Here is a 26,605-nt window from a genome sequence, read left to right on the forward strand (position 1 = left end):
GATATGAATGGTCAGTGGAGATGAACAGCAATGCCTGAACTGCAGGTCGGCGAACGCCAATGGTCCGTTGCGCCCGGCAGCAATCTGCTCGATGCGCTCAATGATGCAGGCTGTGGCGTGCCCTACAGCTGTCGGGCCGGGAGCTGCCATGCCTGCCTGGTGCGCTGTGTCGAAGGCGAGCCGGAGGACGGGCGGCCGGAGGCATTGAACGCGGCGCAGCGCGAGTTGGGCTGGCGACTGGCGTGTCAGTGTCGGATCGGGATGGACCTGCGGGTTGCGTTGTTCGATCCGAAGACCGATGGCCAGCCGGCGCAGGTCGTTTCGGTGGATTGGCTGGGCGATGTCCTGCGCTTGCGCCTGAAACCCCTGAAAGGCTTGCGCTACCAGGCGGGGCAGCATCTGTTGCTGTGGAACGCCCTGGGGGTGGCACGGCCCTATTCCCTGGCGAGCGTGCCGGGGGAGGATCCGTGGCTGGAGTTCCATATCGACTGTCGCCAGCCGGGTGCATTCTGCACGCCAGCGCGGCATCTGCTCGAAGGCGCGGAGTTGCGGCTTGGCGAGCTGCGCGCCGGCGGCCTGCACTACGACCCGGACTGGCAGGAGCGGCCGCTCTGGCTGCTGGCGGCGGGGACGGGGCTGGCGCCGTTGTGGGGCATCCTGCGCGAAGCCTTGCGCCAGGAGCATCGCGGGCCGATCCGCGTGCTGCATCTGGCGCGGGACGAGGGGGGCATTATCTGGCCGAGGAATTGAAGGAGAGGGCGGCGCAGCATCCGCAGTTGCAGGTGGAGCTGGTGACACCGACGGAATTGCCTGTGGCACTGGCGGCCTTGCGCGTGCAATCGCGGCAGACGGTGGCGCTGGTGTGCGGGGCGCCAGGGAGTGTGGAGGCGTTTTCGCGGCGGTTGTTTTTGGCGGGGGTGCCTCGTAATCAGGTGTATTCAGACCTTTTTGTGGGGCATGTGTAGGCCTCATCGCTGGCAAGCCAGCTCCCACAAGGACCTGTGTCCTCCACAAGATTTGTGCTCGGCGCGGACCCTGTGGGAGCTGGCTTGCCAGCGATAGGGCCCGAAAGAACAATGAAAAACGCCCGGCTCAAGGCCGGGCGTTTTCATTCACAGCAGCAACATCAAACCAGCGGATCACCGACATGCAGGATCTTCATGCCATTGGTGCCACCGATGGTGTGGTAGCTGTCACCCTTGGTCAGGATGACCCAGTCACCCTGCTCGACCACGCCGAGCTTGAGCAGCTCGTCCACCGCGGCCTGGCTGACCTTTTCCGCCGGCAGCGCTGCCGGATCGAACGGCACGGTGTAGACCCCGCGGAACAGGGCAACGCGGGCCTGGGTTTCGCGGTGCGGGGAGAAGGCGAAGATCGGGATCGAGGAGCGGATTCGCGACATGATCAGCGGGGTGTAGCCACTTTCGGTCAGGGCGATGATCGCCTTGACGCCCGGGAAGTGGTTGGCAGTGTACATGGCAGCCAGGGCGATGCTTTCATCGCAGCGGCTGAATTGGGTGCCCATGCGGTGGCTGGAGGTCTTGCTGGTCGGGTGCTTTTCCGCGCCAAGGCAGATTCGCGCCATGGCCTGCACGGCTTCCAGCGGGTAGGCACCGGCGGCGCTCTCGGCCGAGAGCATCACGGCGTCGGTGTAGTCCAGCACGGCGTTGGACACGTCGGACACTTCGGCGCGGGTCGGCATCGGGTTCTGGATCATCGACTCCATCATCTGGGTCGCGACGATCACCGCTTTGTTATGGCGGCGCGAGTGCAGAATGATCTTCTTCTGGATGCCCACCAGCTCGGCATCGCCGATTTCCACGCCGAGGTCGCCACGGGCCACCATCACTGCGTCACTGGCGCGGATCAGGCCGTCGAGGGTCTCGTCGTCGGCCACGGCTTCGGCGCGCTCGATCTTGGCCACCAGCCAGGCAGTACCGCCGGCTTCGTCGCGCAGGCGGCGGGCATATTCCATGTCGGATGCATCACGGGGAAGGACACGGCCAGGTAGTCCAGGTCCATTTCCGCGGCGAGCTTGATGTCGGCCTTGTCTTTCTCGGTCAGGGCCGGGGCGGTCAGGCCGCCACCCTTGCGGTTGATGCCCTTGTGGTCGGACAGCGGGCCGCCGATCAGCACCACGCAGTGCAGCGAGTCGGCGGTGGCGGTTTCGACGCGCATGACCACGCGGCCATCGTCGAGCAGCAGTTCGTCACCGACGCCGCAGTCCTTTACCAGGTCCGGATAGTCGATGCCGACGATTTCCTGGGTACCGGCGGTCAGCGGGTGCGCGGTGGAGAAGGTGAAACGGTCGCCCACCTTCAGTTCGATACGTTTGTTGGTGAACTTGGCGATGCGGATCTTCGGACCCTGCAGATCGCCCAGCAGCGCCACGTGGCGATTGTGGCGGGCAGCGATGTCACGGATCAGCCGGGCACGCGCCTTGTGCTCGTCCGGGGTGCCGTGGGAGAAGTTCAGGCGGGCGACATCCAGGCCGGCGAGGATCAGCTGTTCGATTACTTCCGGTGAATTGCTGGCGGGGCCGAGGGTGGCGACGATTTTGGTACGGCGGATGGTCATGCACAGACTCCTTTAGTGAAGCGCAGCGAAAGGCTACTCCTGAAAAACGCTGTAGTCATTGTTCCTTTGCACTACCTTGGGAGGGGGCAGGGCGGGCGTTTGAACGGGACTTCGAGCTGCAAGCTACAAGCCGAAAGCTACAAGTAAAAACGGATCGCGTATTCTCTTGCAGCTTCGTGGTTGAAGAATTCCGGTCAGGCGCCGATACATTGCCTATCAAAGGAGAATTCCCATGCGAGCCCTGATTGTCTTGGCGCTGGCGACCAGCGTCGTCGGCTGCACCCGCTGGTCCATGGACCACCATCTGAACAATGCCTACCGGGCCTATGACCGTGGCGACTGCGAGCGGGTCACCCTGGAGTTGTCGCAGGTCGATCGCACCAGCCGCGCGCGACCGTTCATCTGGCCGGAAACGGCGTTGCTGCGTGGCCAGTGCCTGGAGCGACAGATGCTTTTCGTCGACGCGGCGCAGACCTACAAATTCATCATCCAGCAGTATCCGCAGAACGAATACGCCTACCGGGCCCGCGCGCGCCTGCAAACGCTTGAACAGCTTGGACATTATCGCGAGGGCGAGGCCGCGACCCCGCGCCCGGCCCCGCTCGCACCGTTGCGGTGAGGCGACGGGGGGCAATTTGCGCTGGATGCCTTGCTCCGGTCTGCGCTACTCTGAGTGAAACAGACTGTGTACAACCAGCGTGCACCTGTACAAGACGGCACTAGCGCGACCCTGCTCTAAGGGTTATCCATTGCGACCCATTGCCATGTATACCGAGCGCCGAATCGAGCGACACCTGCTCCCCAGCTTCCTCAAGGTCTACAACCGTTTCACCGATCAGCCCATCGGCTACCTGGGCTACGCATCGGAGGACGGCCTCATGTTGATCAGCACCCTGCCTTTGCTGGTCGGCCCCGACTTCGAACTGCAATTGCGCATTCCCGCCAAGGCCGGCGCCTGGCAGCGCATCAACATCACCGCCAGTTGCCTGTGGTGCCACGAGGACGAAAGCCCCGGCTTCTACGACTCGGGGTTCATGTTGCTGCAGGCGCCCCGGGAGTACGACCAGTTGGTGGCGGCCCTGTTCAACTACTTCAGCTTCAGGCCGTTGCCGACATCGGCATGAGGTAGACTTCGGCGATTTACCGTTCAGGATGAATCGCCGTGACCTCCAGCATTTTCTGGCACGACTACGAAACCACCGGCATCGATCCACGCTGCGACCGGCCCTTGCAGGTCGCCGGCGTGCGCACCGATCTGGAGCTCAACGAGATCGAAGCGCCGGTCAATCTGTTCTGCCAGCCGAGCGACGATATCCTGCCGCACCCGGCCGCCTGCCTGATCACCGGGATCACTCCGGCGCAACTGGCCCGTGATGGCCTGGCCGAAGCCGGCTTCATGACCCGGGTGCATGCCGAGCTGGCTCGTCCCGGTACCTGCGGCGCCGGCTACAACACCCTGCGCTTCGACGATGAAGTGACCCGCTACAGCCTGTACCGCAATTTCTTCGATCCCTATGCCCGGGAATGGCAGGGCGGCAACAGCCGCTGGGATCTGATCGACACGGTGCGCACGGCCTATGCGCTGCGTCCCGAGGGGATCGAGTGGCCGCAGGTGAATGGCCAGGTCAGCCTGCGCCTGGAACTGCTCAGCGCGGCCAACGGCATCCATCACGGCCAGGCACACGAGGCCTTGTCGGACGTGCGCGCAACCATCGCCCTGGCCCGCCTGATCCGGCAAAAGCAACCGCGCCTCTATGAGTGGCTGTTCGAGCTGCGCAGCAAACATAAAGTCCTCGATCAGATCCGTCTGTTGCAGCCCTTGGTACATATTTCCGGACGTTTTTCGGCGGCGCGTAATTATCTTGGCGTGGTGCTGCCGCTGGCTTGGCATCCGGCCAATCGCAATGCCCTGATCGTTTGTGACTTGCACCAGGATATTGCACCGTTGTTGAAGGAAGATTCCGAAGTATTGCGCCAGCGTTTATACATGCGTCGCGAGGAAATGCCTGAAGGACAATTGCCGGTTCCTCTCAAGTTGTTGCACATCAATCGCTGCCCGGTGGTGGCGCCATTGGCGGTATTGCGCAAGCAGGATCAGCTCCGCCTGGGCCTCGATATGTCCGAATTGCTACGCCGTGGTGAACAGCTGATTGCCGTGCAGGAGCAGTGGGAAAATAAATTGACGTCAATTTATGAAGGCAGGGAATTTGCCCCTGGTGAAGATCCCGAGCAGCAGCTGTATGACGGATTTTTCGGTGACCGCGACCGGCGTCTGTGCGAGCAGGTACGCATGGCCGATCCTCAGCAATTGGCGAGTGGGCAGTGGATGTTCGACGATCCGCGTCTGACAGAGTTATTGTTCCGATATAGGGCCAGGAACTTTCCGGCGAGCCTCAGTGAAACGGAGCAAGTGCAATGGAGAACATTCTGCCAGCAGCGGCTTAATGACGAAGCGATGGGCGCGCCGCATACCCTCGCCGCCTTTGAAACCGCGCTGCAGGAGGCTTTGGCTACGGCCGATGGCGCGCAGCGGGCCTTGCTTGAAGCGTGGCGTGCACACGCCAATGGCCTGCGCCAGCGGCTGGGAATGTAAGCAATGTAAAGACCGCCCAATAAAAAACGCCGGCATGCCGGCGTTTTTTATTGGTAGAGGCGCAAATCAATCCAGCAGGGTAGCCCAGCCTTCTACAACGTCACCGCCCCACTTGGCTTTCCACTCTTTGAGGGTCTTGTGGTTGCCACCTTTGGTTTCGATGATTTCACCGTTGTGCGGGTTCTTGTATTGCTTGACCTTGCGAGCGCGCTTGGTGCCGGCGGGTTTAACTGCAGCGCCACGTGGCGCCTTGTTCAGCTTGGCGTCCGGGTCCAGCAGGGCAATGATGTCTTTCAGGGATTTACCGTAGGTCCCCATCAGATCGCGCAGCTTCTTTTCGAACTCCAGCTCTTGTTGCAGCTTGTTGTCTTCGGACAGATTCTTCAGGCGGGCTTGCAGTTCTTTGATGGCTTCTTCGGTGGCGCGATATTCGTTGATCAGGGACATGAGTCGTTCCTTGCAAATTGGGAGTTCTGGGTAACAGTGAGGCAATAATAGTCAGACAATTTGCTCAAGTAAACATTGAAGTGCTGCACGTTTGATTGTTTATTCCCGGCATCGATTGTGGCGCTGGCACTTTACAACTCCCGTCGGGTGAAATTCGCAACTAATTCAATGTCGCTTTTCCGAGACCGGGCCGACAGCCGCTGCTCCAGATGCAGCGGCTCCCCGGACGTCACATGGATACTGAAGTTTTGCCCGGCAGTCGTTAGAATGTGCGCCTTTGCGAAGTTCTGGAGCCCCCTGCATGCGTACCTATCGGCTGGTGATAGCCTGCCCCGACCGTGTCGGCATCGTCGCCAAAGTCAGTAATTTCCTGGCGTCCCACAATGGCTGGATCACCGAAGCGAGCCATCATTCCGATGACCTGAGCGGCTGGTTCTTCATGCGCCACGAAATCCGTGCCGATACCCTGCCGTTTGGCATCGAGGCGTTCCGCGAGGCATTCGCGCCGATCGCCGAAGAGTTCTCCATGACCTGGCGCATTACCGACACCGACCAGAAAAAGCGTGTCGTGCTCATGGCCAGCCGCGAGTCCCATTGCCTGGCCGACCTGCTGCACCGCTGGCACAGCAACGAGCTGGACTGCGAGATCCCTTGCGTGATCTCCAACCATGACGATCTGCGCAGCATGGTCGAGTGGCATGGCATTCCGTTCTTCCACGTTCCGGTCGACCCGAAGGACAAGCAGCCGGCGTTCGCCGAAGTCTCGCGCCTGGTCAAGGAGCATGGTGCGGATGTGGTGGTGCTGGCGCGCTACATGCAGATCCTGCCGCCGCAGCTGTGCGAGGAATACGCGCAGAAGGTCATTAACATCCACCACAGCTTCCTGCCATCCTTCGTCGGTGCCAAGCCGTACCACCAGGCCTCGCTGCGCGGTGTGAAGCTGATCGGCGCGACCTGCCACTACGTTACCGAAGAGCTGGACGCCGGCCCCATCATCGAGCAGGACGTGGTGCGTGTCAGCCACAGCGACAGCATCGAGGACATGGTTCGTTTCGGTCGTGACGTCGAAAAGATGGTCCTGGCCCGTGGCCTGCGTTACCACCTGGAAGACCGCGTGCTGGTGCACGGCAACAAGACCGTGGTCTTCAACTGAGGCCATGGCCGATCCGCTCGACAAGGCTGCGGCCAATCCCCCGCCTACCCTGGGCGAGGGCTGTCTCAGCCGTTATGACCCGGATGCCCTGGGCAGCGAGGACGGCACCGATTTCCCCGGTGCCGCCGAGCTGTGGCAGGCGCAGTTAGCGGCGCAGGCCGCTGATCCGTTCGAGCAGCGGCTTGCCCAGCAGGCAGAGAAAGACCGGCCCGCCGGCGACCAGGTAGAAATAGTAGGTAACAACCCGCCAGACCAGCACCGCGGCCGCCGCCGTTGATTTGCCGACCATCGGTGTCAGCAAGGTTGCAGAGGTCAGTTCCGCCGCACCCGCGCCGCCCGGCAGCAGGCTGAATTGCCCGGCACTCAACGACAGCACCTGGACCAGGAAGCTGGACACCCACTGCAGGTTGCCCCCCAGCCCCGCCAGGACCAGGTAAAGCACGCTGTAGCGAAGCGCCCAGTGCAGGCAGGTGAGCATGAACACCAGGGCCAGCACCCTGCGCGGCAGACGCAAGGTCGCCCGGAATGCCCGGAAGAAATGCAACAGTCGTCTTGCCCAGCGCCGCCGCGTTGCGCTGCGTACATTCAGTTTCTTCAGCAGGCGGCCATTCCAGCGCATCCAGTCGCGCCGCCAGCGCAGCAACCCGATACCCATGCCCAGTACCGCGAGCATCAGCAGCGCGCTGCCCAGCAGCATGCCTTCAAGGCTACGCCCCACGCTGTGAAACAGGGTATAGATGACGATCGCGAAAACGGCGCAGAGGAAAAACAGCAGGTCATTCAACTGGTCCATGGCGAATACCGCGCCACTGTGGGCCGGCCGTACACGATCCCGCGAGAGCAGGGCCATCAGGGTCAGCGGGCCGCCGCTGCCGCCGGGTGTGGTGCAGATGGCGAACTCCGTGGCCATGACCACCCCGAGGCTGCGCAGGCGGCCGATCTTCTCGCCCTGGCTGCCCAGCAACAAGCGCAGGCGCAACGAATTGAGCGCCCAGCACAGGACGATCATGCCGAACAATGCCAGCAGCAGCCCTGGAGGAAAGCCGCGCAGGCGAGGCAGCAGGTCACTGCCTCCGAGCAGGACCGGCACCAGCGCTGCCATCACCAGCGCTGCCAGCAGCCAGCCGAAGCGGTTCACGGCACCGGCCTGCTGGCCAGCCACGCCATCTTGGTCATGGGCGTACGCCCGTCGGCGAGTAGGCGCTGCAAAGTATCCAGCCAATAATTGCGGGAAAAGTCATGACGCATATCCACCGGATGCAGCCCCAGGCGCAGGGTGCTGGCACCGTGCATGCGTCGCTCCTGCATTGTGCTGACGGCTTTCGACAAGCCCCGGCGCCAGGCGCTGCGTGCGCTCCACACCAACCCCGGAGCCTTGATCGCGGTGAAGTCCGGCAGTCGATAGAGATGCTGCGGGTCGCTGGTGTAATGCAGCGGTAGCTGGCGCAGTGCCTGGCGGGTGCCTTCGCTCATCAGCCAGGCGGGGGCGACGAAGCCGGTCAGTGGCCAGTCCAGGCGCTGGAACAGCTCGACCCCTGCTTCCAGGCGCTGCAATGCCTGGGCTTCGCTCAAACCGTAGAACTCGCCCTCCCAAGTGTAGATGCGGCGCATGAAGTAGTCGCGAAGCGAGCGCGGGGCGGGCCCATCGTCGGCGTGGTAATAACCGTGCAGGGCCAGTTCGTCGCCACGCACCAGCCGTCGTTGCATGATCCGGCGAAACCCGGCGTCTTGCTCCAGGGCATTGCGCTTGTGGAAATCCGGGACCACCAGCAGGGTCATGGGCACCTCGCCCAGGGCGTCCACGGCTTCGACGAAGGGCTGGTAGTCCGGCCAGGTTTCCGGCGCTACGTCGTGCAGTACCAGCAGCACGCTACGGCCGGCAGCGAGGCGCTCATGCATGGGCGCGTACCGGCAGGTCGCTGTAGCCGAGCACCGCGCGGTAATGGGCAAGCAGGCCGCTGACCACGTTGTCCCAACTGTAGTGCCGCTCTACATGCCGCCGTGCCTGTTGCCCGAGTTCATGGGTGCCGCGCTCGAAGACCTCGCGCACCGCATTGGCCATGGCCTGGCCGTCACCCGGCTGGCAAAGCTGGCCGCAGCCTGGATCGACGATCTCGGTAAAGGCCCCGGCGGCCACCGCGACCACGGGAGTACCGCTGGCCATGGCTTCGAGAATCACCAGGCCGAAGGTTTCCTGGTCGCCGGCGTGCACCAGCAGGTCGGCGCTGGCCAGCAGCCGGGCGACTTCGCTGGCCGGGCGGAAGCAGTCGAACACCGTGACGTTGTCCGGCACATTGGCGGGCATATGCGAGCCCACCAGCAGCAGGTGCCAGGGCTTGCCGAGGCGCTGGATGCAGTCGAGCAGCACCGGCAGGTTCTTTTCCCGCGAGCCGCGTCCGGCGAAGACCAGCAGGCGAGTATCGTCGCTCAGCCCGAGTTCGGCACGCAGTCCAGGGTCGCGGCGTTCTGGATGGAAGGTCTCCAGGTCGACGCCCAGGCGCTGCACATGCACATCACGTATGCCAAGTCTGCGCAGCTTGTGGGCCATGACCTGGCTAGGCGCGAGAACCCGGTCGAAATTGCCGTAGAGCCTGCTGACATAGGCTTCGACATTGGGGGTAAACCAATTGCCCATGCGGTTGCTGACCAGCAGCGGCAGATCGGAGTGATAAAAGCCGATCACCGGCACGTCCAGCCGGCGACGCGCATCCAGCGCAGCCCAGGCGGTGAGGTAGGGGTCGCCGACCTCGATCAGGTCGGGCTGCAGCTCGCGCAGGACATTGCACCAAGGCGCCAGGCGCAGCGGAAAACGGTAGCCATTGCCGAATGGCAGCGGCGGGGCGGGTACCTCGTGGATTCCGTTGTGGTGGCGCGCGCTGGCGCCGGGAATCAGCAGGCTGTGTCGAACATTCGGTGCAAGGCCCAGGCGGCGGTGTTTGGCATCAAGATAGGTACGCACTCCGCCGCTGGCAGGGGCGTAGAACATGGTGATGTCAGCGATATGCACGATCAGCATCCCTCCCGGATCTTCTTTCGGACAGTCATGCGGCGCAGGCAAGCCGCAGTTACGTGCCTTAAGGTTGACCCTGGACAAGGATAGTTTGTTCGAATTGTTACGGCAGGGTCCGGCGGCAATCTGCCGCCGGACGGGGCGGTGGGATCAGATGCGGAAGCTGCCGACCAAGTGCTTCAGGCGACCGGCCTGCTGCTCCAGGTCCGCGCAGGCGCGCAGGGTCGATTGCAGGTTTTCGACACCTTCCTGGTTGAGCATGTTGATTTCACTGATATCCATGTTGATCGAGTCGACCACGGCGGTCTGTTCCTCGGTGGCAGTGGCCACCGACTGGTTCATGCCGTCGATCTCGCCGATGCGCTGGGTCACGCTGCTCAGGCGCTCGCCCGCCTGGTTGGCGATGCTTACGCTGTCGTGGCTGTGGCGCTGGCTTTGGCTCATGGTTTCCACGGACTCGCGGGCACCGACCTGCAACTCTTCGATCATGTTCTGCACTTGCTGCGCCGACTCCTGGGTGCGGTGCGCCAGGTTGCGCACCTCGTCGGCCACCACCGCGAAGCCGCGCCCGGCCTCGCCGGCGCGTGCCGCTTCGATGGCGGCGTTGAGCGCCAGCAGGTTGGTCTGCTGGGAAATGCTGGTGATCACTTCGAGGATCTGGCCGATGTTCACGGTCTTGCTGTTCAGCGTCTCGATGTGGGTACTGGAGGTCGAGATCATGTCCGACAGACGATTCATCGCCTGAATGCTACGGTCCACTACCTGCTGGCCTTCCTCGGCCAGATGACGCGCCGAGCTGGCCTGTTGCGAAGCCTGGGCAGCGTTATGGGCGATCTCCTGGGCGGCGGCACCGAGCTGGTTGATTGCCGCGGCAACGCTGTTGGTGCGGTTGCTTTGCTCATCGGAGTTGACCATCGACGAGTTGGAGGCCGCGACCACGCGCAGGGCCACCTCGTTGACATGCTCGGTGGCCGAGGCCACTTCGCGGATCGACTGGTGGATACGTTCGACGAAATGGTTGAAGGCCTTGCCGAGCATGCCGAATTCGTCGTGGTTGTGAATGCTCAGGCGACGGGTCAGGTCGCCTTCGCCTTGGGCGATGCCTTCCATCGCGCGGATCATGGTGTGCAGCGGACGCATCAGCACGTTGATCAGCAGGCCCAGCAGGCCGATGATGAAGCCCACTGCAATGAGGGTGGCGATCACTGCCGACGTGCGGAACTTGCTGAGCATTCCGTAGGCCTTGTCCTTGTCTACAGCCAGGCCGATATACCAGTTGGCCGAAGGCAGGCCTTTGACGGGGGTAAAGCTGAGGATGGTCGGCTTGCCGTCCATTTCCACTTCCACCGGCTTCTTGTCAAGGCGTGGGGTGTTGCTCGGGAACAATTCGCTCATGGCCTTCATGGTCAGGTCCTTGTTCGGGTGAACGAGGATCTTGCCCTGGTCACTGACCAGGAAGGCGTAGCCCATGCCGCCGAAATTCAGCGAGTTGATGATTTCCACCAGGCCATCGAGGGCCAGGTCGCCACCGACCACGCCGATCTGCGCGGATACCGGGGTGACGATGGAGATCACCATCTTGCCGGTGCTCATATCGATGTAGGGCTCGGTCAGGATGGTCTTGCCGGCGGCCAGGCCGTCCTTGTACCAGGGACGAGCACGTGGATCGTAGCCATCGGGCATCTTCAACTGCGGGCGAATGGTGAAGTCACCATTCGGATGACCCATGTAGGTAGTAAGGAAGCTGGATGTCAGTGCTTTCTGGCCGAGCACGGTGCCGACGTTCTGTGGATCGGCAGCGATGTTCTGCACCGCGTTCTCTACCAGCAGAATGCGGCCATCAAAAAGATTCTTGATATTGGTCGCCGTGGTATCGCCCATCTCGCCGAGATAGTTCTCCAGGTTTTCCCGGATGGCATTACGCTGCAAGTAGTCGTTGTACAAGGTGAACAGGCTGAACGCGAGCATCACGATCAGTGAGGCAGCCAACAATATCTTGTGGCTGAAACGGAGATTTTTATTCATGGCGTGTTGGGTCCGCTAAGGTCTTGAATATCCGGGTGGTTCGCACGGAGTCGCTGATGAGAGTCAGAGAGAGGTCCCATGTCCTTATCGGGGATTTCCTGTTTTTCGAGCGATCAATCACACTTTGATATCGGCTGATTCACACAAAAGCTTTATATGGAGGATGAAAAAACATGCCGGACTCCACGCAATTCGTTCTGGGTGCAGACCTTGACGGACAGCCGGTTTCCCAGGCCCTGCGCCTGACCAACCGGCACGGCCTCGTCGCGGGTGCCACCGGCACCGGAAAGACCGTAACCCTGCAACGCCTGGCGGAAGCTTTCAGCGATGCCGGCGTGGCAGTGTTCGCCGCCGATGTGAAGGGCGACCTTTGTGGCCTGGGCGCAGCGGGCAATCCCCAAGGCAAGGTGGCCGAGCGCATTGCCGGGATGTCCTGGCTGAACCATCGCCTCCAGGCCTATCCCGTGACCTTGTGGGATATCCACGGTCAATCCGGTCATCCGCTGCGTACCACCTTGAGTGAAATGGGGCCGCTGTTGCTGGGCAACCTGCTGGAGTTGAATGACAGCCAGCAGGCTGCACTGTATGCCGCATTCAAGGTAGCGGACCGGGAAGGTTTGTTGCTCCTGGATATCAAGGACCTCAAGGCGTTGCTCGGCCACCTCAAGGACAACCCGCAAGTGTTGGGTGAGGACGCCGCGCTGATGACCAGCGGATCGACCCAGGCCTTGTTGCGACGCCTGGCGACCCTGGAGCAGCAGGGCGCCGAGGCGCTGTTCGGCGAGCCGGCACTGCAACTGGAAGATCTGTTGCACCCTGCACCGGACGGGCGCGGGCGCATTCATCTGCTCGACGCCAGCCGCCTGATTCACGAGTCGCCCAAGGTCTATGCCACCTTCCTTTTATGGCTGCTGGCGGAGCTGTTCGAACAGTTGCCGGAGCGCGGTGATGCGGACAAGCCATTGCTGGCGCTGTTCTTCGACGAGGCGCACCTGCTGTTCAACGGCACGCCCAAGGCCTTGCAGGATCGGCTGGAGCAAGTGGTGCGGCTGATTCGCTCCAAGGGCGTGGGCGTGTACTTCGTGACCCAGTCGCCAACTGATCTGCCGGATGATGTGCTGGCCCAGTTGGGTTTGCGGGTTCAGCATGGTTTGCGCGCCTTTACCGCCAAGGAGCAGAAGTCGCTGCGTGCGGTGGCGGACGGTTTCCGGCCCAACCCGGCGTTCGACACCCTCACGGTGCTCACCGAGCTGGGAATTGGCGAAGCGCTGGTGGGCACCTTGCAGGACAAAGGCACGCCGGGGATGGCGCAGCGCGTGTTGATCGCCCCGCCACAGTCGCGGATCGGTCCCTTGAGCGAAGCGGAGCGGGCGGCGCTGGTGGCCGGGTCTCCATTGGCGGGGCGTTATGACAAACCGATCGACCGCGAATCGGCCTATGAAATCCTGATGACGCGCAAGGGCGAGGCGCCGGTGGTAGCTGCCAAGGAGGAGGAGAGCCTGGCGGACAAGGCCGGGGAGTTCTTGCAGAGTGCGGCAGGGCAGGCGATCAAGTCGGCGGTGCGGCAGGCGGCGAACCAGTTCGGGAGGCAGTTGGTGCGGGGGTTGATGGGGTCTTTGCTGGGCGGCAAGCGCAAGTGATGTGTTGTTCTTGAGGGCCTCATCGCTGGCAAGCCAGCTCCCACAGGTTCTGTGTACGCCGCGAAACCTGTGGGAGCTGGCTTGCCAGCGATGAGGCCCGAGAGGGCAATAAAAAAGGCGCCTGTAGAGGCGCCTTTTTCAATTCTCTGCAAATCAGCCAACGAACCGCGTCGACAACCAGAACAGCCCGGCCGCCAGGCCCATCGACGCCGGCAGGGTCAGTACCCAGGCGAGCAGGATGGTCCGTACGGTGCCGCCCTGGAGGCCGCTGCGGTTGGCGACCATGGTTCCGGCCACACCGGACGACAGCACGTGGGTGGTCGATACCGGCAGGCTGAAGACGTTGGCCATGCCGATGGCGCACGCCGCGGTGATCTGTGCCGACATGCCCTGGGCATAGGTCATGCCCTGCTTGCCGATCTTCTCGCCGATGGTCAGCACGACGCGCTTCCAGCCAACCATGGTGCCCAGGCCCAGGGCCAGGGCAACGGCCAGGATGACCCAGAACGGCGCATATTCGGTGGTGGCGGTGAGGTCCTTGCGCAGCTTGTCGAGGTCGGACTTCTCGCGAGCCTCCAGGCCCGGCAGCTTGCCGACCTTCTTCGCGGTGTCGTCCAGGCACAGCAGGTAACGACGCACTTCGACACGCTTCTCGGCGCTCAGCGCGCGATAGTCGGCGACGCCTTCCAGCGATTGCTGCAGCGCGGCGATGGTCGGTTCGGTCTGGTGCGGGTTGCAGCTGAACTGCTCAGGCAGATCGCCCTTGGCAGCCTTGCCCAGAGCCAGGAACTCACCAAGGGTTTCGTGGTTGCGCTGGTAGAACTGGCTCAGGTGCAGGGTGGCGTCGCGGGTCCGCTCGATCTGGTAGGTGGTGCTGTTGAGGTCAAGAACGAATTGCTGCGGAACGATACCGATCAGTACCAGCATGATCAGGCCGATACCTTTCTGGCCATCGTTGGAGCCGTGCACGAAGCTCACGCCCATGGCCGACATGACCAGCACCAGGCGGTTCCAGAAAGGAGGGTGCTTCTTGTCGTCGAGCATGCGCCGTTGCTCCGGCGTCTTGTGCATCTTCGACAGCGGACGCCACCATTTCAGGCCCAGCAGCACCAGCGCGGCGACCAGGAAGCCGGCCATGGGCGAAAGGACCAGGGACATGCCGATATCGATCGCTTTCTGCCAGTTGACGCCATCGCCCAAGGGAATGTCGTTGAGCAGTGCATTGGCCAGGCCGACGCCGAGGATCGAACCGATCAGGGTGTGGGAACTGGAAGCCGGAATGCCGAAATACCAGGTGCCCAGGTTCCAGGCGATGGCGGCGGCCAGCAGCGAGAAGACCATGGCCAGGCCGTGCCCGGTGTTGACGTTGATCAGCAACTCCACCGGCAACAGGTGGACGATGGCGTAGGCAACACCGACACCGCCGAGCAGCACGCCGAGGAAGTTGAAGACACCGGAGGCGAAGACCGCCAGTTGCGGGGGCATGGCCTTGGTGTAGATGACTGTCGCTACCGCGTTCGCGGTGTCATGAAAGCCATTGATGAACTCGAAGGCGAGTACGAAGGTCAAGGCGAGGATGAGGCTCACCAGTACCCACGCATCAAGTCCGCTGAATAATTCGATCATGAAGGTTTTCTGACCCGGTCATAAGGGGGCGCGATTATGCCAGAAATCCCCCGTAATCAATGCACTGGCTGCTGACGGGTGGAGGGCAGCAGAGTGCCGCAGGTTCACCCGTTCGGACGAGTGGCTGGAAGAAAAACGCGGCTAAAATCCACGAGAAAGCGACTATTTGGTATGAAAATCGTGAATTCTTGATGTCAGAAAAATTTCAAACGAACGTATGAAATTTGTCAGAAACCATTACGGTTTCATCTTCAATAGCTGATGCAGGCGCCGGGGTACCTGCATGGACAGGTACCGTTGCGGTCCGGAACGGGTCGGCGTCGGGGCTCAAGTCTCCTCGGGCTTGCCGTCCTTTTCCTGTTCCATCTTGCGCAGTTCTTCGGCGAATACCTGGTCCATCACCGTGGCACGCTTGCGCCAGGGCTTGCGTTCCGGTTCGGGTTGCGCGGCATAGGTGGTGACTTCGCCACCATAGACTTCCTTGAAACGTTGTTCCTGGCGCTCAAGTTCCGCGCGCAGTTCGTCTTTCGTCACAGTGCTACCTGTCGATCAAGTTACGCTGGCTTACGCGAGGCGTTAGTACTGAGGTGACGTCACGCGCGCGCGGCTACGGTTGCCAGAGTTGATAAAGGCTGTCGTAGCAACAGACTTTCGTCTGGTGTCGGCGCAGGGTTGCGCCTGACACGGGGATTCGGCAAGTCCAACAGGGAATCCATATCGACGAGGCCCGGACGGGCGACATCGTTGCCCGAGTATAGCAAGTGAAGGGAAGATGGATACGTCCAATTATGGGGTAGAAGAATCAGGACATTAAAAGAAGGGACTTTGTTTCCCTCTTTGTTACGTAAAACAATATATATGCAAGAACCGCTTGTTACGGGTTCAAAGAAAAACGGCCTCGCTGGTGGGCGAGGCCGTACCCGGGACTTCTACGGTGGGTACCTGACCAGTCTCTCCAAGAAGCCACAAGGGCGAAGGAAAGGTATAAGCAATTATGGCGTTTGGTCAATTGCGATTATCGGTCGATGGTTCGATAATCGCCCTCGTGAGAGTGTGACCGAGGTGAGTCATGAGCGATGAAACAGCCCCGAAGGGTTCAGGTTTGAGCGACCAGGTACGCAATTCATTCTCGTCACTGGCGCCGCCTATCGTGGCGTCGCCAGCCAGGCGCATCCAGGCGTTCACCGGCGATCCGGATTTCATGACTTCCCTGGCCCGTGGCCTGGCGGTGGTGCAGGCATTCCAGGAGCGCAAGCGACACCTGACCATCGCTCAGATCAGCCACCGTACGGAGATTCCCCGGGCGGCGGTGCGGCGCTGCCTGCATACCCTGATCAAGCTGGGCTATGCCACCACCGACGGGCGCACCTATTCCCTGCTGCCCAAGGTCCTGACCCTGGGCCACGCCTATCTGTCGTCTACGCCGCTGGCGGTTTCCGCCCAGCCGTACCTGGACCGCATGAGCGACCAACTGCATGAAGCCTGCAACATGGCGACCCTGGAAGGCGACGACATCCTTTATATAGCCCGGTCCGCCACCGTTCAGCGGCTGATATCGGTGGACCTGTCGGTGGGCGGGCGCCTTCCGGCCTACTGCACCTCGATGGGCCGCATTCTCCTCGCTGCCCTGGACGACGCCAGCCTCCATGAATACCTCGATCGCGCCGACCTGCAGCCCAAGACCAGCCGCACCATCCACGATCCGCAAGCGCTGCTCGAATGCCTGCAGGTGGTCCGCCAGCAAGGCTGGTGCATCGTTGATCAGGAACTGGAGCAAGGCCTGCGCTCCATCGCCGTGCCGGTCTACGATGCTTCGGGGCAGGTGCTGGCGGCGCTGAACGTCAGTACGCATGCCGGCAGGGTCAGCCGCAGCGAGCTGGAGCAGCGTTTCCTGCCGATCATGATCGCCGCCAGTCGCGATCTCAGCGCCCAGCTTTTCGCCTGAAAGGCATGCAAACCTGTTCGATAAACGCACACTGATGCGTTTATCGAATTGCGCGGTTTCGCGGCCCTTATTAATGTCGCTCGCAACGGCCGGCCTGACCGGTCCGTCAATAATAATGAGCGAGAGGCACAGTCCAATGACCCGCACATCCATCCCTAGCCGCACCGGCTAGATCACTCGTTTACGCTTTACCAGATCGTCCTTGTCCAGACCCGCGCTTCGCGTTTAGCCAAGACGCGCTCGCGCCTGCTCGCCTGATTTATCGGATAACAACAATGAACAGCCCGCACGCTGCTACCGGAACTTCCCTGGACGTCCAGTCCTTCATCAATGCCCAACCCTTGTCGCGTTATCAGTGGCGCGTAGTGATCCTCTGTTTCCTGATCGTATTCCTCGATGGTCTGGACACCGCTGCCATGGGCTTCATCGCTCCGGCACTGTCCCAGGACTGGGGCATCGATCGCGCCAGCCTCGGCCCGGTGATGAGTGCCGCGTTGATCGGCATGGTCTTCGGAGCCCTGGGCTCCGGGCCGCTGGCCGACCGCTTCGGCCGCAAGGTAGTGCTGGTCGGTGCGGTCGTGGTGTTCGGCGGCTTCAGCCTGGCATCGGCCTACAGCACCAATGTCGACCAGTTGCTGGTACTGCGCTTCCTGACCGGCCTGGGTCTGGGCGCCGGTATGCCAAACGCCACGACCCTGCTGTCGGAGTACACACCCGAGCGTTTGAAGTCGCTGCTGGTGACCAGCATGTTCTGCGGTTTCAACCTGGGCATGGCCGGTGGCGGTTTCATTTCCGCCAAGCTGATCCCGGCCTATGGCTGGCACAGCCTGCTGCTGATTGGCGGTTTGCTGCCGGTAGTGCTGGCGGTAGTCCTGGTGTTCTGGCTGCCGGAGTCGGCGCGCTTCCTGGTAGTGCGCAACCGTAGCATCGACAAGATCCGCAAGACCCTTGCCCCGATCGAGCCGGCCACCGTAGCCCGGGCCAGCAGCTTCAGCGTGCCGGAACAGAAGACCGTCAAGAGCCGCAACGTGCTGGCGGTGATCTTCTCCGGTACCTACAGCATTGGCACCCTGCTGCTGTGGCTGACCTATTTCATGGGCCTGGTGATCGTGTACCTGCTGACCAGTTGGCTGCCGACACTGATGCGCGACAGCGGTGCGAGCATGGAGCAGGCTGCGTTCATCGGCGCGCTGTTCCAGTTCGGTGGCGTGCTCAGTGCAGTGGGCGTCGGCTGGGCCATGGACCGCTTCAATCCGCACAAGGTCATCGGCACCTTCTACCTGCTGGCCGGGGTGTTCGCCTACGCGGTCGGGCAGAGCCTGGGCAATATCACCCTGCTCGCGACCCTGGTGCTGATCGCCGGTATGTGCGTGAACGGCGCGCAATCGGCGATGCCTTCGCTGGCGGCACGCTTCTACCCGACCCAGGGGCGGGCGACCGGTGTGTCGTGGATGCTCGGGATCGGTCGCTTCGGCGCCATCCTCGGTGCCTGGATGGGCGCGACCCTGCTGGGCCTGGGCTGGAACTTCGAGCAGGTGCTGACGGCGCTGGTGATTCCGGCAGGCCTGGCCACCGTGGCGGTGATCGTCAAGGGTGTGGTCAGCCATGCTGATGCGACCTGATCGCTGATCTTCATTGCCCTTGAGGGCCTAATCGCTGGCAAGCCAGCTCCCACACCCTGTGGGAGCTGGCTTGCCAGCGATTAGGCCCTCAAACCCGCCACAACAATCCGTTCGATAATCGAACTCTATGCCGATTATCGGATTGAACCGCTCCAACCCCCGCCGTACTCTCATCTCCATACCACCCTGCCCATAGCGCCGGAACTCAGGAGAAGCCTTGATGCGTGATGTATTTATCTGCGACGCCATTCGTACACCCATCGGCCGTTTCGGCGGCGGGCTGGCCGGCGTGCGCGCCGACGACCTGGCGGCAGTCCCGCTGAAGGCGCTGATCGAGCGCAACCCGACCGTGCAATGGGACCAGATCGACGAAGTCTTCCTCGGCTGTGCCAACCAGGCCGGTGAAGACAACCGCAACGTGGCGCGCATGGCGCTGCTCCTGGCCGGACTGCCGGAGAGCGTGCCGGGCGTGACCCTCAACCGTCTCTGCGCTTCGGGTATGGACGCGGTGGGCACTGCCTTCCGCGCCATCGCCAGCGGCGAGATGGAACTGGCCATCGCTGGCGGCGTTGAGTCCATGTCCCGTGCACCGTTCGTCATGGGCAAGGCCGAAAGCGCTTACTCGCGCAACATGAAGCTGGAAGACACCACCATCGGCTGGCGTTTCATCAACCCGCTGATGAAAGCGCAATACGGCGTAGACGCCATGCCGCAAACCGCTGATAACGTCGCCGACGACTACAACGTTTCCCGCGCCGACCAGGACGCCTTTGCCCTGCGCAGCCAGCAGCGCACCGCGGCGGCACAGGCCGCCGGTTTCTTTGCCGAGGAGATCGTCCCGGTACGTATTGCCCACAAGAAGGGCGAGACCGTGGTCGAGCATGACGAGCATCCGCGCGCGGACACCACCCTGGAAATCCTGAGCAAGCTGAAACCGGTCAATGGCCCGGACAAGACCGTCACCGCCGGCAATGCCTCGGGTGTCAACGACGGTGCTGCCGCGATGATCCTCGCCTCCGCCGAAGCGGTGAAGAAACACGGGCTGACCCCGCGTGCCCGCGTGCTGGGCATGGCCAGTGCCGGTGTGGCGCCCCGGGTAATGGGGATCGGTCCGGTTCCGGCGGTGCTCAAGCTCACCGAGCGCCTGGGCCTGGCGGTCAGCGATTTCGATGTGATCGAGCTTAACGAAGCCTTCGCCAGCCAGGGCCTGGCGGTGTTGCGCGGCCTGGGGCTCGCCGATGACGCGCCGCAGGTCAACCCGAACGGCGGCGCCATCGCCCTCGGCCACCCGCTGGGCATGAGCGGTGCGCGTCTGATCCTGACCGCCTTGCACCAACTGGAAAAATCCGGTGGCCGCAAAGGCCTGGCGACCATGTGCGTCGGCGTCGGCCAAGGCCTCGCACTGGCCATCGAGCGCGTGTAAAACCAATGACCCCGGACGGACGGCCTCCACGCAAGGCCGGTCGTCCGGGGTGATTGTCAGGCGGAACGAGAGTGTTACCGGGTGTGTCTAGACTCGTTAATACACTCCAGGAGTATGCAGTCATGACCTCAAGCTATTACACCGGCGAAGAACGCAGCAAACGCATCTTCGCCATCGTCGGTGCGTCCTCGGGCAACCTGGTCGAATGGTTCGACTTCTACGTCTACGCCTTCTGCGCCATCTACTTCGCCCCCGCGTTCTTCCCGTCCGACGATCCCACGGTGCAATTGCTCAATACCGCCGGCGTGTTCGCCGCGGGCTTCCTGATGCGCCCGATCGGTGGCTGGCTGTTCGGCCGCATTGCCGACCGCCATGGCCGCAAGAATTCGATGATGATCTCGGTGCTGATGATGTGCGCCGGTTCGCTGGTGATCGCCTGCCTGCCGACCTACGCCAGCATCGGCGTGATGGCTCCGGCGCTGCTGCTGGTGGCGCGGCTGTTCCAGGGCCTTTCCGTCGGTGGCGAATACGGCACCACCGCGACCTACATGAGTGAAGTGGCCTTGCGTGGCCAACGCGGTTTCTTCGCCTCGTTCCAGTATGTGACCCTGATCGGCGGCCAGTTGCTGGCGGTGCTGGTGGTGGTGATCCTGCAACAGCTGCTGACCGAGGACGAGCTGCGTGCCTGGGGCTGGCGGATTCCCTTCGTGATCGGCGCCATCGCCGCGGTGATCTCCCTGCTGCTGCGCCGCTCCCTGGAGGAAACCAGCAGTGCCGAAACCCGTAGCGACAAGGAAGCCGGCAGCATCAAGGGCCTGTTCCGCAACCACGCCGCGGCCTTTATCACCGTACTTGGCTACACTGCCGGCGGCTCGCTGATCTTCTACACCTTCACCACCTACATGCAGAAGTACCTGGTGAACACCGCCGGGATGAGCGCCAAGACCGCCAGCTTCATCATGACCGGCGCGCTGTTCCTGTACATGTGCATGCAGCCGCTGTTCGGCATGCTGTCCGACCGTATCGGCCGGCGCAATTCGATGCTGCTGTTCGGTGCCTTGGGCACGTTGTTCACCGTGCCGATCCTGATGGCCTTGAAAACCGTGACCAGCCCGTTCCTGGCCTTCGTGCTGATTACCCTGGCCCTGGCCATCGTCAGTTTCTACACCTCCATCAGCGGCCTGGTGAAGGCCGAGATGTTCCCGCCCCAGGTCCGGGCGCTGGGTGTTGGCCTGGCCTATGCCGTGGCCAACGCGGTGTTCGGCGGTTCGGCGGAGTTCGTCGCCCTGAGCCTGAAGGCTGCCCATGTTGAAAACGCGTTCTACTGGTACGTTACCGCGATGATGGCGATTGCCTTCCTGTTCAGCCTGCGCCTGCCGAAGCAGGCCGCGTACCTGCACCACGATCATTGACCTATCGACGCGCTGCGCGCAGCGCGTCCTGTTGAAGGACCAGACATGCAACCACGTCCGGGCAACCAGCTGTTCGATGCCTACTTCACCGCGCCGGCCATGCGCGAGATCTTCTCCGACCGTGGCCGGGTCCAGGGCATGCTCGATTTCGAGGCCGCCCTGGCCCGCGCCGAAGCCGCCGTCGGCGTAATCCCGGCGGTAGCGGTGGCGCCCATCGAAATGGCCTGCCAGGCCGAACGCTACGATTTTGCTGCACTGGCCGAGGCCATCGGCAGCGCTGGCAACTCGGCGATCCCGCTGGTCAAGGCATTGGGCAAGGTCATCGCCAGCGGTGTGGCCGAAGCCGAGCGCTATGTGCATCTGGGCGCTACCAGCCAGGATGCAATGGATACCGGGCTGGTCCTGCAACTGCGCGACGCACTGGCCCTGATCGAAGACGAGCTGGCACAACTGACCGACGTGCTTGCCAAACAGGCCAGCGCCCATGCCGACACCCCGCTGGCCGGGCGCACCTGGCTGCAGCACGCGACCCCGGTAACCCTGGGCATGAAGATCGCCGGCTGGCTCGGCGCCCTCGACCGCAGCCGCCAGCGCCTGGCCGAACTCAGGCCGCGCCTGCTGACCCTGCAGTTTGGCGGCGCCTCCGGCACCCTGGCGGCGCTGGGCGACAAGGCGCTGCCGATCGCCGAGGCCCTGGCCGACCAGCTCAAGCTGGGCTTGCCGGAACAACCCTGGCACACCCAGCGCGACCGTCTTGTCGAATTCGCCTCGGTCCTCGGCCTGGTCGCCGGCAGCCTGGGCAAGATGGGCCGCGATGTCAGCCTGCTGATGCAGACCGAAGCCGGTGAGGTGTTCGAGCCGTCGGCGCCGGGCAAGGGCGGTTCCTCGACCATGCCGCACAAGCGCAACCCGGTTGGCGCGGCGGTGCTGATCGGTGCCGCGACCCGCGTGCCCGGCCTGATCGCCACCTTGTACTCGGCGATGCCTCAGGAGCACGAACGCAGCCTCGGCCTGTGGCATGCCGAATGGGAAACCCTGCCGGAAATCTGCTGCCTGGTCTCCGGAGCGCTACGTCAGGCGCGGATCATTGCCGAGGGCCTGGAAGTGGATGCCGAGCGCATGCGCCGCAACCTCGATCTGACCCAGGGCCTGGTGCTGGCCGAGGCCGTCAGTATCGTCCTCGCCCAGCGCCTCGGGCGCGACCATGCGCACCATCTGCTGGAAACCTGCTGCAAGCGTGCGGTGGCCGAACAGCGTCACTTGCGCGCGGTGCTCGGCGACGATGCCCAGGTGAGCGCGGAACTGTCCGCCGAAGAACTCGACCGCCTGCTCGACCCGGCCAACTACCTCGGCCAGGCCAAGGCCTGGGTCGAGCGTGCAGTGGCCGAACATCAACGATTCAAAGCCTGAAGGAGGCTGCTGTGGGAAGCGTACAACTCGCCGATGGCGTTCTGAATTACCAGCTCGACGGTCCTGAAGGCGCACCGGTGCTGGTGCTGTCCAACTCGCTGGGCACCAACCTGCATATGTGGGACACCCAGGTCCCGGCGTTCGCCGCGCACTTTCGTGTGCTGCGCTACGACACCCGTGGCCATGGCCAGTCGCTGGTCACCGAAGGGCCGTACAGCATCGAGCAACTGGGGCGCGACGTGCTCTCGCTGCTGGATGCGCTGGAGATCGACAAGGCGCATTTCTGCGGCCTGTCCATGGGCGGCCTGATTGGCCAGTGGCTGGGGATCAACGCCCCGAGCGCCTGGACTGCCTGGTGGTGTGCAACACCGCCGCGAAGATCGCTTCGCCCGAGGTCTGGAACCCGCGGATCGAAACCGTGCTGCGTGACCGTGAGGCGGCCATGGTCGGCCTGCGCGATGCCTCCATCGCGCGCTGGTTCACCCCGGCGTATTCCGAAGCCAACCCCGAGTCGGCCAAGCGCATCACCGATATGCTCGCGGCCACTTCGCCCGAAGGCTACGCAGCTAACTGCGCGGCCGTGCGCGATGCCGATTTTCGCGATCGACTCGGCGAGATCAAGGCGCCGCTGCTGGTGATTTCCGGTACCGCCGATGCGGTCACGCCGCCATCGGGCGGGCTGTTCATCCAGGAGCATGTGCCCGGTGCCGAATACGCCGAGTTCCATGCCGCCCACCTGTCCAACGTCGAAGTGGGCGAGCCGTTCAGCCGCCGCGTCATCGATTTCCTGCTGGCCCGTTGAGGAGCTGTACCCGTGGATGAGAAACAACGTTACGACGCCGGCATGCAGGTTCGCCGTGCGGTGCTGGGCGATGCCCATGTTGATCGCAGCCTGACCAACCTCACCGAATTCAACAGTGAGTTCCAGGAAATGATCACCCGGCACGCCTGGGGTGATATCTGGACCCGCCCGGGTCTGCCGCGCCACACCCGCAGCCTGATCACCATCGCCATGCTCATCGGCATGAACCGCAACGAAGAGCTCAAGCTGCACCTGCGCGCCGCCGCCAACAACGGCGTAACGCGCGACGAGATCAAGGAAGTGCTGATGCAAAGCGCGATCTACTGCGGCATTCCCGCGGCCAATGCCACCTTCCACCTGGCTGAGTCGGTGTGGGATGAGCTTGGGGTCGAATCGCGTACCTAAGAACGACGCGTACCCTGTGGGAGCGGGTTCACCCGCGATTACGTCGGTGAATTCACCATTGCAATCGCGGGTAAACCCGCTCCCACAAAGTTAGGCAGTCGCTTTCTTCTGCCGAACACGAACCGGCCCCGCGTTCCGCTCGATGTCTGCCTTCAACGCCGGCAACAGCCCGAACATGAACGCCAACTCCGCCACCACGAACAACGGCCCGACGATCAGCCCGCTGACATCGTCGACGAACGCCGGCTTGCGTCCCTCGTAGTAGTGCCCGACGAACTGGATCACCCAGCCCACGAAAAACAGCCCCAGCCCGGCTCCCAGCCACACCCCGGTGCTCTGCAGCGCCAGCACTTTCCCGGCCCACAGGCATAACAGCAACAGCCCGGTCATCAGCACGCCCAGGTTCAGGTTCAGCCGCAAGTAGAACCCCATCGACAGTAACGCCACCAGCAACGCCGGCGATAGCCACAACCCGCCCAGTTCGACACCCGGCCGCGACAGCAGCACGGTCACCGCCACCACGATCATCGGGATGCCAACGAAGTGCGTGGCGATATTGCGCGGATCACGGTGGTAGCTGGCGTATTGACTCAGATGTTCAACGAGGTTTTTCATTGTTGTTCCTCCGTCAGGGATGACCCAGCATGCCCGGCGGGCCCGCCCCAGTCTGTCGCCTGCCCGACAGTCGCTTCCGAGGCTCCGGATGAACGATACCCACGCCTGGCGCGAACAGTTGCAACACGGTCATTGGTTCAGGCAGTTATCGCCTGCCTTGCAGGACCGCCTGCTGGAGGCCGCCCGGCCCTTGGTGCTGGCCGCAGGCGAGCGCCTGTTCCAGCGCGGCGATGCGCCCTGCGGCCTGTATGCGGTGTTGTCCGGGGCGATACGCATCGGAGCGTTGAGCGCCGATGGCAAGGAAGCACTGCTGACCCTGGTCGAGGCGCCGCACTGGTTCGGTGAGATCTGCCTGTTCGACGGCCAGCCGCGCACCCACGACGCCTATGCCGAAGGCGCGACCCGGCTGTTGCGGGTGCCGCAGGCCAGCGTGCAGGCGTTGCTCGACGAGCAGCCCCGCTATTGGCGCGAGTTCGCCCTGCTCATGAGCCACAAGCTGCGCCTGGCCTTCGTCGCGCTGGAGCAGCAGAGCCTGATGGGGGCCGCGCCTCGCGTGGCCTTCCGCCTGCTGCAGATGGCCGCAGGCTACGGCGAGGTGGACGGCCCCCGGCGGGTGCTGCACCTGTCCCAGGAGCAACTGGCGCTGATGCTCTCGCTGTCACGCCAGACCACTAACCAGATCCTCAAGAACCTGCAGCAGGAAGGCGCGCTGCGCCTGGGCTACGGCGAGATCGAGATTGTCGATAGCGCCCGTCTCGAGCAGCTAGCCAAGGGCTAGTTCGTTGGCCGCCGGTTGGTGGTCGAGCTGCACCAGCGTTTCGATCATCGCCCGCGCCGCCGGTGACAGCCGATAACCGCTGCGGCTGACGATGCCGCAGCGGGCCTTGAGGCTTTCCTGGTTCACCGGCAGGTTGCGCCAATGCAGTTCCACCAGCTCCCCTGTGGCGATCTCGTTGGCGAAGGCTTCTTCCGGACCGATGCCGATGGCATTACTGTCCAGCACCACCTTCAGCAGGGTCGGCAGGTGCTCGGTCTGTACCTGGGGCGAGAAGTCGGTCTTGCCGCTGAGGTTGGCCAGCAGCTTGCGTGCGCCGGGGAGTATCTGCGGCGTGGCCAGCGGATAGTCGAACAGGTCGTTGGTGGACAGGCTGTCCTTGCTCAGCAGCGGATGTCCCGGCCGACAGAAGAACAGGCCGCGGCGGGGAGTCAGGGCGCGGGTCTGGAAGTTCGGGTCGGCTTCGAAATGACGGATATCGGCGATAAAGAACTCGATTTCTTCGCGGCTGAGAGCGCGACTCAGGTTTTCCCAGTTGTCCACGCGCAGGCGCGTCTGTACCCGGGGATGGGCCTTGAGGAAGCTGGTCAGGGCACGTGGCACCAGGTCTACGGCGGGGGCGGGGCCTGCGCCGAAGTGCAGTTCGCCGGCATCGAGCTTGGTCATGCGACGCACGTCGTTGCTAAGTTGGTTGGCGCCCTGGACCAGGCGCAAGGCGTGCTGCAGGACCATCTGGCCTTCGGGAGTCGGGCGCAGGTCCTTGTTGCCGCGATCTACCAGGATGCAGCCCAGTTCCTGTTCCAGGCCCTGGATGCTGCGGCTGAAGGCCGGCTGGGTGATGCCCATGGCTTCCGCGGCACGCACGAAGCTGCGGTGATCGTTGAGCGCGATGAAATAGCGCAGTTGGCGGAGATCCATTTGAAGTACCGGTGTTTCAGGGCGGGGCAGTGTTGCCAATGGGACCGTTGCGCGGTCCTTCGCGGGCAAGCCACGCTCCTACAAGCGCGTCGTGTACTGCCCTCGGCATCACCGATGAAAACCGGTGTTGTAAAGCCAGATGCTTATTTCGTCCAAGAATTAATTCTTGACTGGTTAGCTCGGTATTGCATAAGCAAAACGGGCGAC

21 protein-coding genes and 5 pseudogenes are annotated in these 26,605 nt (G+C 62.9%); 15 read left to right on the top strand and 11 right to left on the bottom strand.

Annotated features, from left to right (window positions below; all coding sequences use genetic code 11):
- The first annotated feature begins 30 nt into the window (after positions 1 to 30).
- Positions 31 to 965: pseudogene (locus CSV86_RS00945) on the top strand (iron-sulfur-binding ferredoxin reductase).
- 161 nt (positions 966 to 1,126) lie between these two features.
- Here the strand turns inward: CSV86_RS00945 and pyk are convergent.
- Positions 1,127 to 2,577, bottom strand: a pseudogene (pyk, locus tag CSV86_RS00950) (pyruvate kinase).
- A gap of 232 nt (positions 2,578 to 2,809) precedes the next feature.
- Here pyk and CSV86_RS00955 point away from each other — a divergent pair.
- The 3 genes from CSV86_RS00955 (at position 2,810) to sbcB (ending at position 5,170) form a co-directional block, all read left to right on the top strand.
- Positions 2,810 to 3,196, top strand: coding sequence for a tetratricopeptide repeat protein (locus tag CSV86_RS00955; RefSeq protein WP_009394752.1), 387 nt, complete (start codon positions 2,810 to 2,812; stop codon positions 3,194 to 3,196).
- A gap of 145 nt (positions 3,197 to 3,341) precedes the next feature.
- Complete coding sequence (locus CSV86_RS00960; protein ID WP_009394753.1) at positions 3,342 to 3,701, top strand: hypothetical protein; 360 nt, start codon at positions 3,342 to 3,344, stop codon at positions 3,699 to 3,701.
- Positions 3,702 to 3,739: 38 nt separating this feature from the next.
- On the top strand, positions 3,740 to 5,170 hold the full coding sequence (gene sbcB / locus CSV86_RS00965) for an exodeoxyribonuclease I (RefSeq protein WP_009394754.1): 1,431 nt from the start codon (positions 3,740 to 3,742) through the stop codon (positions 5,168 to 5,170).
- Positions 5,171 to 5,236: 66 nt separating this feature from the next.
- Here the strand turns inward: sbcB and mvaT are convergent, their stop codons facing one another.
- Positions 5,237 to 5,617: a histone-like nucleoid-structuring protein MvaT gene (mvaT, locus tag CSV86_RS00970; protein ID WP_009401198.1), complete on the bottom strand. Its 381-nt coding sequence runs from the start codon at positions 5,615 to 5,617 to the stop codon at positions 5,237 to 5,239.
- Between the two features lie 301 nt (positions 5,618 to 5,918).
- Here mvaT and purU point away from each other — a divergent pair, with 301 nt between their 5' ends.
- Complete coding sequence (purU, locus tag CSV86_RS00975) at positions 5,919 to 6,770, top strand: formyltetrahydrofolate deformylase (protein ID WP_009401197.1); 852 nt, start codon at positions 5,919 to 5,921, stop codon at positions 6,768 to 6,770.
- A 4-nt stretch (positions 6,771 to 6,774) separates the two neighbouring features.
- Positions 6,775 to 6,909: pseudogene (locus CSV86_RS33175) on the top strand (hypothetical protein); the annotation flags it as partial.
- 6 nt (positions 6,910 to 6,915) lie between these two features.
- Here the strand turns inward: CSV86_RS33175 and gpgF are convergent.
- The 5 genes and pseudogenes from gpgF to CSV86_RS33185 all read right to left on the bottom strand — a co-directional run.
- Positions 6,916 to 7,908, bottom strand: coding sequence for a glucosaminyl phosphatidylglycerol flippase (gpgF, locus tag CSV86_RS00980; protein WP_037060739.1), 993 nt, complete (start codon positions 7,906 to 7,908; stop codon positions 6,916 to 6,918).
- A complete protein-coding gene (gene gpgD, locus CSV86_RS00985; protein WP_009401195.1) occupies positions 7,905 to 8,669 on the bottom strand; it encodes an N-acetylglucosaminyl phosphatidylglycerol deacetylase in 765 nt (254 codons plus the stop codon). The genes gpgF and gpgD overlap by 4 nt, the downstream gene beginning before the upstream one ends.
- Positions 8,662 to 9,777, bottom strand: a complete 1,116-nt coding sequence (gene gpgS / locus CSV86_RS00990; RefSeq protein WP_376699730.1) for an N-acetylglucosaminyl phosphatidylglycerol synthase — start codon at positions 9,775 to 9,777, stop codon at positions 8,662 to 8,664. The genes gpgD and gpgS overlap by 8 nt, the downstream gene beginning before the upstream one ends.
- Before the next feature lie 153 nt (positions 9,778 to 9,930).
- Positions 9,931 to 10,695, bottom strand: a complete 765-nt coding sequence (locus CSV86_RS33180; RefSeq protein WP_376699740.1) for a methyl-accepting chemotaxis protein — start codon at positions 10,693 to 10,695, stop codon at positions 9,931 to 9,933.
- 90 nt (positions 10,696 to 10,785) lie between these two features.
- Positions 10,786 to 11,805: pseudogene (locus tag CSV86_RS33185) on the bottom strand (cache domain-containing protein); the annotation flags it as partial.
- Positions 11,806 to 11,978: 173 nt separating this feature from the next.
- Between CSV86_RS33185 and CSV86_RS01000 the strand changes: the two are divergent.
- Positions 11,979 to 13,445 carry a helicase HerA-like domain-containing protein gene (locus CSV86_RS01000; protein ID WP_009401192.1) on the top strand — a complete coding sequence of 489 codons (1,467 nt, stop codon included), beginning with the start codon at positions 11,979 to 11,981 and terminating at the stop codon, positions 13,443 to 13,445.
- A gap of 153 nt (positions 13,446 to 13,598) precedes the next feature.
- On the opposite strand, the gene CSV86_RS01005 is transcribed toward CSV86_RS01000, so the two are convergent.
- Both CSV86_RS01005 and CSV86_RS01010 read right to left on the bottom strand, forming a co-directional pair.
- Complete coding sequence (locus tag CSV86_RS01005; RefSeq protein WP_009401191.1) at positions 13,599 to 15,071, bottom strand: inorganic phosphate transporter; 1,473 nt, start codon at positions 15,069 to 15,071, stop codon at positions 13,599 to 13,601.
- Positions 15,072 to 15,398: 327 nt separating this feature from the next.
- Positions 15,399 to 15,605 carry a hypothetical protein gene (locus CSV86_RS01010; protein WP_009401190.1) on the bottom strand — a complete coding sequence of 69 codons (207 nt, stop codon included), beginning with the start codon at positions 15,603 to 15,605 and terminating at the stop codon, positions 15,399 to 15,401.
- 535 nt (positions 15,606 to 16,140) lie between these two features.
- Here CSV86_RS01010 and pcaR point away from each other — a divergent pair.
- The 7 genes and pseudogenes from pcaR to pcaC all read left to right on the top strand — a co-directional run bounded on the left by pcaR (position 16,141) and on the right by pcaC (position 24,090).
- Positions 16,141 to 17,016, top strand: a complete 876-nt coding sequence (gene pcaR, locus CSV86_RS01015; RefSeq protein WP_170394293.1) for a pca regulon transcriptional regulator PcaR — start codon at positions 16,141 to 16,143, stop codon at positions 17,014 to 17,016.
- A 275-nt stretch (positions 17,017 to 17,291) separates the two neighbouring features.
- Entirely contained in the window at positions 17,292 to 18,638 is a 1,347-nt protein-coding gene (pcaK, locus tag CSV86_RS01020) for a 4-hydroxybenzoate transporter PcaK (RefSeq protein WP_009401188.1), read from the top strand.
- A gap of 217 nt (positions 18,639 to 18,855) precedes the next feature.
- Positions 18,856 to 20,061 (top strand): 3-oxoadipyl-CoA thiolase, encoded by a 1,206-nt coding sequence (pcaF, locus tag CSV86_RS01025; protein ID WP_170394296.1) that lies wholly within the window; start codon positions 18,856 to 18,858, stop codon positions 20,059 to 20,061.
- A 122-nt stretch (positions 20,062 to 20,183) separates the two neighbouring features.
- Entirely contained in the window at positions 20,184 to 21,473 is a 1,290-nt protein-coding gene (locus tag CSV86_RS01030) for an MFS family transporter (RefSeq protein ID WP_009401186.1), read from the top strand.
- Between the two features lie 45 nt (positions 21,474 to 21,518).
- On the top strand, positions 21,519 to 22,883 hold the full coding sequence (locus CSV86_RS01035; RefSeq protein ID WP_009401185.1) for a 3-carboxy-cis,cis-muconate cycloisomerase: 1,365 nt from the start codon (positions 21,519 to 21,521) through the stop codon (positions 22,881 to 22,883).
- Between the two features lie 11 nt (positions 22,884 to 22,894).
- Positions 22,895 to 23,685, top strand: a pseudogene (gene pcaD, locus CSV86_RS01040) (3-oxoadipate enol-lactonase).
- 12 nt (positions 23,686 to 23,697) lie between these two features.
- Positions 23,698 to 24,090 carry a 4-carboxymuconolactone decarboxylase gene (gene pcaC, locus CSV86_RS01045; protein ID WP_009401183.1) on the top strand — a complete coding sequence of 131 codons (393 nt, stop codon included), beginning with the start codon at positions 23,698 to 23,700 and terminating at the stop codon, positions 24,088 to 24,090.
- Positions 24,091 to 24,180: 90 nt separating this feature from the next.
- Here the strand turns inward: pcaC and CSV86_RS01050 are convergent, their stop codons facing one another.
- The gene (locus CSV86_RS01050; protein ID WP_009401182.1) at positions 24,181 to 24,705 is read right to left on the bottom strand and encodes an Mpo1 family 2-hydroxy fatty acid dioxygenase; all 525 of its coding nucleotides are present in this window, start codon (positions 24,703 to 24,705) and stop codon (positions 24,181 to 24,183) included.
- A gap of 88 nt (positions 24,706 to 24,793) precedes the next feature.
- On the opposite strand from CSV86_RS01050, the gene CSV86_RS01055 reads away from it, so the two are divergent.
- Entirely contained in the window at positions 24,794 to 25,483 is a 690-nt protein-coding gene (locus CSV86_RS01055; RefSeq protein ID WP_009401181.1) for a Crp/Fnr family transcriptional regulator, read from the top strand.
- Here CSV86_RS01055 and CSV86_RS01060 read toward each other — a convergent pair.
- Positions 25,469 to 26,398, bottom strand: coding sequence for a LysR family transcriptional regulator (locus CSV86_RS01060; protein WP_009401180.1), 930 nt, complete (start codon positions 26,396 to 26,398; stop codon positions 25,469 to 25,471). The two genes, CSV86_RS01055 and CSV86_RS01060, sit on opposite strands and share 15 nt — an antisense overlap.
- Between the last annotated feature and the right edge of the window lie 207 nt (positions 26,399 to 26,605).

This window comes from Pseudomonas bharatica CSV86 (assembly GCF_000319305.2).
GTDB lineage: Bacteria > Pseudomonadota > Gammaproteobacteria > Pseudomonadales > Pseudomonadaceae > Aquipseudomonas > Aquipseudomonas bharatica.

Coding starts and splice junctions, on each gene's coding strand:
- CSV86_RS01030 (WP_009401186.1), top strand. CDS start 20,184: ATGACCTCAAGCTATTACACCGGCGAAGAACGCAGCAAACGCATCTTC.
- CSV86_RS01035 (WP_009401185.1), top strand. CDS start 21,519: ATGCAACCACGTCCGGGCAACCAGCTGTTCGATGCCTACTTCACCGCG.
- CSV86_RS01055 (WP_009401181.1), top strand. CDS start 24,794: ATGAACGATACCCACGCCTGGCGCGAACAGTTGCAACACGGTCATTGG.
- CSV86_RS00955 (WP_009394752.1), top strand. CDS start 2,810: ATGCGAGCCCTGATTGTCTTGGCGCTGGCGACCAGCGTCGTCGGCTGC.
- mvaT (WP_009401198.1), bottom strand. CDS start 5,617: ATGTCCCTGATCAACGAATATCGCGCCACCGAAGAAGCCATCAAAGAA.
- CSV86_RS01060 (WP_009401180.1), bottom strand. CDS start 26,398: ATGGATCTCCGCCAACTGCGCTATTTCATCGCGCTCAACGATCACCGC.
- CSV86_RS01050 (WP_009401182.1), bottom strand. CDS start 24,705: ATGAAAAACCTCGTTGAACATCTGAGTCAATACGCCAGCTACCACCGT.
- pcaR (WP_170394293.1), top strand. CDS start 16,141: ATGAGCGATGAAACAGCCCCGAAGGGTTCAGGTTTGAGCGACCAGGTA.
- pcaK (WP_009401188.1), top strand. CDS start 17,292: ATGAACAGCCCGCACGCTGCTACCGGAACTTCCCTGGACGTCCAGTCC.
- gpgD (WP_009401195.1), bottom strand. CDS start 8,669: ATGCATGAGCGCCTCGCTGCCGGCCGTAGCGTGCTGCTGGTACTGCAC.
- CSV86_RS00960 (WP_009394753.1), top strand. CDS start 3,342: ATGTATACCGAGCGCCGAATCGAGCGACACCTGCTCCCCAGCTTCCTC.
- CSV86_RS01005 (WP_009401191.1), bottom strand. CDS start 15,071: ATGATCGAATTATTCAGCGGACTTGATGCGTGGGTACTGGTGAGCCTC.
- CSV86_RS33180 (WP_376699740.1), bottom strand. CDS start 10,695: ATGGTCAACTCCGATGAGCAAAGCAACCGCACCAACAGCGTTGCCGCG.
- purU (WP_009401197.1), top strand. CDS start 5,919: ATGCGTACCTATCGGCTGGTGATAGCCTGCCCCGACCGTGTCGGCATC.
- CSV86_RS01000 (WP_009401192.1), top strand. CDS start 11,979: ATGCCGGACTCCACGCAATTCGTTCTGGGTGCAGACCTTGACGGACAG.